Annotated in this window: 4 protein-coding genes and 4 pseudogenes; 6 read left to right on the top strand and 2 right to left on the bottom strand. The window is 73.9% G+C overall.

Annotation, left to right across the window (positions count from 1 at the left end):
• Window positions 1-280: 280 nt before the first annotated feature.
• Entirely contained in the window at window positions 281-727 is a 447-nt protein-coding gene (locus JNW87_RS31665; protein WP_109804626.1) for a response regulator, read from the top strand.
• Window positions 728-908: 181 nt separating this feature from the next.
• Window positions 909-1166 (top strand): annotated as a pseudogene (locus JNW87_RS31660) (ATPase); the annotation flags it as partial.
• A gap of 465 nt (window positions 1167-1631) precedes the next feature.
• Here the strand turns inward: JNW87_RS31660 and rsmI are convergent.
• Entirely contained in the window at window positions 1632-2480 is an 849-nt protein-coding gene (gene rsmI, locus JNW87_RS31655; protein ID WP_109799941.1) for a 16S rRNA (cytidine(1402)-2'-O)-methyltransferase, read from the bottom strand.
• A gap of 83 nt (window positions 2481-2563) precedes the next feature.
• Here rsmI and JNW87_RS31650 point away from each other — a divergent pair.
• The 3 genes and pseudogenes from JNW87_RS31650 to JNW87_RS31640 all read left to right on the top strand — a co-directional run bounded on the left by JNW87_RS31650 (window position 2564) and on the right by JNW87_RS31640 (window position 6663).
• A pseudogene (locus JNW87_RS31650) lies at window positions 2564-4262 on the top strand (dolichyl-phosphate-mannose--protein mannosyltransferase).
• 336 nt (window positions 4263-4598) lie between these two features.
• Window positions 4599-5881, top strand: a pseudogene (locus JNW87_RS31645) (VWA domain-containing protein).
• Window positions 5882-5883: 2 nt separating this feature from the next.
• Window positions 5884-6663, top strand: a complete 780-nt coding sequence (locus JNW87_RS31640; protein ID WP_109799943.1) for a peptidase — start codon at window positions 5884-5886, stop codon at window positions 6661-6663.
• Between the two features lie 53 nt (window positions 6664-6716).
• Here JNW87_RS31640 and JNW87_RS31635 read toward each other — a convergent pair whose 3' ends face one another.
• On the bottom strand, window positions 6717-6983 hold the full coding sequence (locus tag JNW87_RS31635; protein WP_109799944.1) for a hypothetical protein: 267 nt from the start codon (window positions 6981-6983) through the stop codon (window positions 6717-6719).
• 236 nt (window positions 6984-7219) lie between these two features.
• Between JNW87_RS31635 and JNW87_RS31630 the strand changes: the two are divergent.
• Window positions 7220-7408 (top strand): annotated as a pseudogene (locus JNW87_RS31630) (4-phosphopantetheinyl transferase); the annotation flags it as partial.

Raw genomic sequence — 7408 nt, 5'->3', positions numbered from 1 at the left:
CCCACCGGATCGGCGCGGTGCAGACCGTCGGCGTGGCCATCGCCGGCCTGCTGGTCTGCATGGTTCTCTTCGCCACGTCCCACTCCACCGCCCGGTCGCGTGGTGCTGGTGCTCGCCGGCCTCTGCATGGTGTTGCAGGTGACCGGGCTCGCCGAGGTTCTCCGTTACGACGCGGACACGCCCGATCTGGCCTCGCCGTTCCGCCCGTGATGGGCTAGATTTCCCCGCCAGCAGGTGACCGAGAGGTCCCACCCCGCCACCGACACGAAGCAGGTAACCCATGGGTCCAGCCAGCCCCAGCCCCGTTCGGATCCTGGTGGTGGACGACGACCCGGGCGACGTCCTGATGATCGAGGAGGCCCTCGAGGACTCGGACGTCGAGAAGGTCATCGACGTGGTCAACGACGGCCAGGAGGCGATGGAGTTTCTCCGGCGCGAGGGCCGGCACACCGACGCCCGCCGCCCCGACATGATCCTGCTCGACCTGAACATGCCCCGAATGGACGGCCGGCAGGTGCTCGGTGAGGTGAAGCGGGACGAGGACCTGCGCACCATCCCGATCGTCGTGCTCACCACATCGAACGCGGACACCGACATCGTCGGCAGCTACACCCTTCAGGCCAACGCGTACGTGACGAAGCCGATCGACCTGGACGACTTCAACGACGTGGTGCGCCGCATCGACGAGTTCTTCGGCCGCGTGGTCGTGCTGCCGAAGCGTTCCTGAGCCTGGTTCGTCCTCATCGCCGCCGCCCGTACGTCGGGTGGCGGCGATTGTCCACGCGCGGTCGCCGGTCGTCGACCGCCCTCGGATGCTGAACATTTTTCTCGAAGCGCCCCGGCCGTCGCCGGCAGCGCCCAGGATCGGCAGGTGGGGAAGAAACACCAGCTGCCTGGGGGGCGACAGTATGAGGTTCTCCGTCGTTGAGACCGGTTACGACCAACGGCAGGTCGATTCCTGCCTGGACGAGCTGGGGATCCGGTTGACCCGGCTCGCGGCGCGGGCGGAGAGCACCGCCGGCGCGGATCGGGAGTGGGACCAGATCCGGCAGGAGGCGAGCCACCTCTGCGATCTGCTCGACCGGCGGGGCGCGCCGGCCGCGGGCGACGGTACGGCCGGGCGGGCCGGCGCGATGACGGTGGAGCGGGAGGCTGCCGCGCTGCTGGCGCTGAGCCTGCTGGCCACCTTCTTCGCCTGGGTCAGCGCCGGGCCGCTCTGGCTGGCGGTCGGCCATTCCACGGGGGGCACCGTGGTGATCGCCGACTGCACCGGCGGCGGGCTGACCCAGCGCTGCCGGGGGATCTTCCTCGCCGATGGGGGCCGGTTCGTCGCGCACGGGGTCCGGGTCAGCGGGGTGCCCGCCGAGCGCACCGGCACCGGCACGGCGCTGCCGGCGCGGATGATCCGGGCCGACGGCGGCACCGCGTACGCGGACACCGGGTCCGGCCGGCACCTGCGCTGGCTGCTCGGCCTGCTGCTGGTGCTGGCCTGCGGCGCGGGATCGCCCGGTGGACCGGCGCGACCCGGCTACGGGACCCGCGGCGACGCCACTGGGCGGTCGGGGTGTCGCTGACCGGGCCGCTGCTGATCACCCTGGGCTTCCTCGCGGCCGCCTGGTGACCGGTGTCGGTCAGCCGTGCACGACGCCGTAGACCTCGCGGCGCCGCAACCCGTACTCGGTCGCGACCTCGGTGATGGCGTCCCGCCGGGACAGCCCGGCGGACTCCCGCTCGGCGACCGCCGCGCGGAGCGTGTCGTCGTCGGGCCGGACCGCGGCGGCGGGCGGCGCGCCGGCCACCACCAGGGTGATCTCGCCCCGGGGCTCGCCCTCGGCGGCCCAGTCGGCCAGCTCGCCCAGCGGCCGGCGGACCACCTCCTCGTACGTCTTGGTCAGCTCCCGGCAGAGCGCGGCGGGCCGGTCGGGGCCGAAGGCGGCGGCCAGGTCGGCCAGGGCGGCGGTGATCCGGTGCGGGGCCTCGAAGAGCACCAGGGTGCGTTCCTCGGCGGCCAGGGCCCGCAGCCGGGACCGGCGGGCGCCCGGTGAGCGGGGCAGGAAGCCCTCGAAGCAGAACCGGTCGCTGGGCAGCCCGGACAGCGCCAGGGCGGTGGTCACCGCGCTGGGCCCGGGGGCGGCGGTGACCGGGACGCCGGCGTCGAGCGCGCCCCGGACCAGCCGGTACCCGGGGTCGGAGACGCTGGGCATGCCGCCGTCGGTGACCAGGGCGACCACGTACCCGGCGGTGAGCACCTCGACCAGTTCCGGGGTACGCCGCTCCTCGTTCCCCTCGAAGTAGGAGACGATCCGGCCGGGGACCGTGACGGCCAGGTCCCGGGCGAGCCGGGTGAGCCGCCGGGTGTCCTCGGCGGCGACCACGTCGGCGGTGGCGAGCACCTCGCGGAACCGGGCCGAGGCGTCGGCCGGGTTGCCCAGCGGCGCGCCGAGCAGAATCAGCCGCCCAATCTCGGACACTTCACCCACGAATGGCACTCCTTCATCGACGGCGGTACCAATCTCGGAAACGACAGGCACCACCGGGCACCTTCGCAGCCTACGATCGCCGGGTGACGAGTGCGTCGACAGCACAGAGCGTGATCGCGGGCCGGTCCGAGCCGGGCCGGACGACGACCGGCCACCCCGCCGCCGGCCCGGCCGACGAGTCCGCGGCGACGGGTGGGCGCGGCGTCCCGGCGATCGTCCGGCGGCGGCTCGCCACCGTCGACGCCCGGCTCGACGGGCACGCCTGGCTGGCCACCGGGGTGGTCGTGCTGATCGCGGCGATCCTCCGGTTCGTCGGCCTGAGCGGCCCCAACGGCAAGATCTTCGACGAGATCTACTACGCCCGCGACGCGTACGGCCTGATCGACCGGGGCGTCGAGTGGAACTACAAGGACAACGGCCCGTCGTACGTGGTGCACCCCCCGCTGGGGAAGTGGCTGATCGGGTTCGGCGAGTGGGCCTTCGGCTACCAGGACGCCGAGACGAAGATCTCCGTCCCGGGGCACCTGATGACCACCGCCCCCGAGTTCGGCTGGCGCTTCGCGGCGGCGTCGCGGGAACGCTGTCGGTGCTGCTGCTGGTCCGGATCGGCCGGCGGCTGTTCCGGTCCACCACGCTGGGCTGCGCGGCCGGCCTGCTGCTCGGCCTGGACGGCTTCCACCTGGTGCTCTCCCGCACCGCCCTGCTCGACATCTTCCTGCTGCTCTTCGTGCTGGCCGCGTTCGGCGCCCTGGTGCTGGACCGGGACGCCCGGCGGCGCCGCTGGGCCCGCGCGCTGGACGAGGGGCTGGACCCGTCCCGCCCGGGGCGGGCCGGCCGGCCACCGGCGGGCTGGCGGAACTGGCCGTGGTGGCGGCTGCTCGCCGGGGTGCTGCTCGGCTGCGCCTGCTCGGTCAAGTGGAGCGGCATCTACTTCCTGCCGGCCTTCGCGCTGCTGGTGATCTTCTGGGAGGTCGGGGTCCGTCGCTCCGCCGGGGTACGCCGCCCGTGGCGGGACGCGCTCCTCGACGAGCTGCCCTGGCTGCTGGCAGCCGGCGTGCTGATGGTCGCCACCTACCTGGTCACCTGGTCCGGCTGGCTGCTCGGTGACGAGGGCTACTACCGCCTGGCCAGCCGTTACCCGAACACCCCCGGCCTGAGCGACGCCCCGGTCATCGGCCCGCTGATCAACCTGTGGGAGTACCACCGGGCCGCGTACGGCTTCCACACCCAGCTCGACGACCCGCACAAGTACCAGTCCTGGCCGTGGCAGTGGCTGCTGCTGGGCCGGCCGGTCGCCTTCTACTGGTCGGGTGAGGGGGCCTGCGGCGCGCCGAGCTGCGCCTCGGAGATCCTGCTGCTGGGCACCCCGCTGCTCTGGTGGTCGTTCCTGCCGGCGCTGGTGGCGACGGTCTGGCTCGGGGCGCCCGCCGGGACTGGCGGGCCGGGGCGATCCTGCTCTGCGTGGGCGCCGGCCTGCTGCCCTGGTTCTGGTTCGCCCTGGACGGGCGGACGATGTTCTCCTTCTACGCCGCGCCGGCGCTGCCGTTCCTGGTGCTGGCGGTGGTCTACGTGCTCGGCGCGATCATCTCGCCGGCCGGATCGACCGTCGAGCCCGCGGCGGAGGAGGTCTCCGACCGGCGGCTGGTCGGCGGGATCATCGCCGGCGCGTACGTGCTGCTCGTCGCGCTCTGCTTCGCGTACTTCTATCCGATCTTCGTCGGCCGGCTGCTGCCGTACGCGGACTGGTCGGCCCGGATGTGGCTGGACGGTCGCTGGATCTGAGGCCCGAGCGGCGCGGCCCGCACAGCCGCCGCAGCGGACCGGGCACAGAGAAGCGCGCCCCGATCGCCTGCCACGGGGGAAGCGGGCGATTGGGGCGCGCATGAAGAGCTTAACCACACTCCAGCACGTTCACAACGGCTGGAGTTGGGTCAGATTTCCGACGGATGCACCAGGGGCCGAATGGTTCACATCCGGCAGCTGACCGTGGGTGATCCGACAGGAACCTTCCGAATTCGTCGGGTACGGAGGGCACCTCCATCAGGTCGGGCGGCGACGGTCGCCGCGGCGGCCCGACCCGGATGATCATCTAAAGTGGATCTCACTACACTTCGCCCGGTGATCAACAAGAGACGATCGGCGGCCGTCCTGTTGGGACTGCTGGCCGCGACCGCGCTGATCGGTCCGGCGCCCGCCACGGCCGACGACGAGACCACCGAGCCCCCGGCCGAGCCGCCCAAGGTCGAGCTGGTGCTCGACGTCAGCGGCTCGATGCGGGCCCGGGACATCGACGGGCGCAGCCGGATCTCGGTCGCCCAGCAGGCGTTCAACGAGGTGGTCGACGCGCTGCCGGACGAGACCCAGCTCGGCATCCGGGTGCTCGGCGCGACCTACCGGGGCAAGGACAAGAAGCAGGGCTGCCAGGACACCCAGCAGATCGTGCCGGTCGCCCGGTCGACCGGGCCCAGGCGAAGGCGGCGGTGGCCACGCTGCGGCCGACCGGCTTCACCCCGGTGGGGCTCGCGCTCCGCTCCGCCGCCCAGGACCTCGGCGTCGGCGCCACCGCCCGCCGGATCGTGCTGATCACCGACGGGGAGGACACCTGCGCCCCGCCGGACCCGTGCGAGGTGGCCCGGGAACTGGCCGCGCAGGGCACCCGGCTGGTGGTCGACACCCTCGGCCTGGCCCCCGACGACAAGGTACGCCGGCAACTGCTCTGCATCGCCGGAGCGACCGGCGGGACGTACACGGCGGCGCAGAGCGCGGACGAGCTGACCGGCCGGATCAAGCAACTGGTGGACCGGGCCCGGGACACCTACACGGCCACCCCGACGGTGGTCGGCGGCGCGGCGGAGTGCGAGACCGCCCCGCTGCTCGCCCCCGGCGTCTACACCGACCGGGAGGCGTTCTCCGAGCACCGCTGGTACCGGGTGCCGGTGCGGGCCGGACAGGAGCTGCGGGCGTCGGTCAGCGTGGCGCTGGACCGGCCGGTCAACCCGGACTACGGGGTGCTGCTGCGGGCCACCGCGCCGGACGGCCGGGAAATCGTCCGGGGCGTGGACGCCGGCAGCGGACGCACCGACGTCATCTCCGCCGGCCTGCGCTGGTCGGCGGCGGAGGAGGCCCCGGCGCCCACGCCCGAGCCGACCGGTACGCAACCCGCGCAAACGGTCTGCCTGGTGGTCAGCAACGCCTTCGCACCCCGCCCCGGCACCGAGGCCACGCCCGGCATGCCGATGGAGCTGACCGTCGACGTGGTCGCCTCGTCCCCCGCCCCGGACGGTCCGGACCTGGGCCGCGGCTGGACCCTGCTGCTCCTGCTCACCCTGGCCGGGCTGCTCACCGGGCTGGTCGCCGGGCTGCTCACCCGCTGGTGGGTCGCCACCTGGAGGGAGAACTGAGGATGCGTACCCTGCTCAGGTCCGCCGCGGCGCTGGTCGCCGCCGGACTGACCCTCGCACCGGCCGCCGCCTCGGCCGCCCCCACGCCCACCCCCTCGCCCGGCGCGGCGACAGTCACCAAGGCCGGCACGTCCTTCCTCACCGCCACCGCGATCACCGCCGGCCAGCCGGTCCGGGTCGGCGCCTCGACCGGTGACCACCTCTACTGGGCCTTCCCGGCCGAGGCCGGGCAGGTCCACGAGGTCAGCGCCACGGTCACCTTCCCGAAGGGCCGCAGCGGCAGCTCCACCTGGACGGTCGACGTGTTCGACGGGCTGCGCCGCCGGCAGGCCTGCACGGCCGGGGCCCAGACCCCGACCGTGGCCGCGGCGGCGACCAGCGTGACCCTCGGCTGCACGCTGCGCCGGGTCCGGCCGTGGGCCGAACCGTGGTCCGCCGACCCGCTGCCGGGCACCTACTACGTCCGGCTCTCCGTGGTCGACCTGCCGGAGCCGGATCTGGGCCTGCCGATCGACGTGGACCTGCTGGTCGCGGCGGACGGCGAGGGCGGCGCGTCCGACGACGACGGGGAACTGGCGGCGCCGCTGGTGCCGAACAACCGCGCCGGGACGGTGCTGACCACCGAGCCGACCGCCGAGCCCGTGGCGGAGGACGAGAGCAGCCTCACCGGCTGGCTCCCCGAGCCCGGTTCACGCTGGGTCTGGACCACGGCCGGCGGCATCCTCGCCGCGGTGGCCGGGGTGGTCGGCTTCGCCCTGACGCGGCGGCCCCGCCGCCGGTGAACCGCCCGTGGTGGCCGTTCCGCCGCTCCGGGGCGGCCACCACGTGGAGGAGGTCAGGCGGTCCGCGGATTCCGCGGCACCCACCCGATGAACCGGTCCTGAAGGGACGAGACCGGCGCGGCGCGCAGGTCCTGGCTGGCGGCGGCGAGGCACGATCCGAGATAGACACTCAGCGAGGCCCGGTCGACCCGGTACTCGTCGAGCAGCCGGGTCCGCTTGGTGTGGCAGGGCCAGTCGTCACCGCAGGTGCCACAGGTCCAGTCGGGAGTCACCGGAGTGTGCTCGCCCGGCTGCGGTCCGGATTCGTCCCCACCTGTCATCCCATATCCCCTCGGTTCGCCCGGACAACCCGGCCGGCACCCGACTCGGCGCCGCCGTCGAATGTGGATCTCGGCCCCCCCGGTGACGCCCGAACAGCGCCACGCAACTCTCCGGCGTTACATCACTGCGGTACGTTCACCGGTCATGGCCCCGGTGGAGGTGACCCGCCGGTGCCGACCGACCGGCTCCGGCGCCGAGATGGCGCGGCTGCGGTCGTACCTGAAGGAGGTGGGTGGTGCGTGACCTGCTGCCGCCGGCGGTCGCGGTGGCCGTGGCCGGTCCCGACGACTGGGCCGGCGACCTGCTCCCCGCCGAGCTGACCTGCCTGTCCGACCGCGCGGTGCCGAGCCGCCGGCGCGACTTCACCGCGGGCCGGGTCTGCGCCCGGCGGGCGCTGGCCGCGCTCGGGCTGCCGGCGGCTCCG

It is taken from the genome of Micromonospora sp. ATA51 (assembly GCF_016802855.1).
Lineage (GTDB): Bacteria > Actinomycetota > Actinomycetes > Mycobacteriales > Micromonosporaceae > Micromonospora > Micromonospora sicca.
This window is presented reverse-complemented; position numbering and strand designations above follow the sequence as displayed.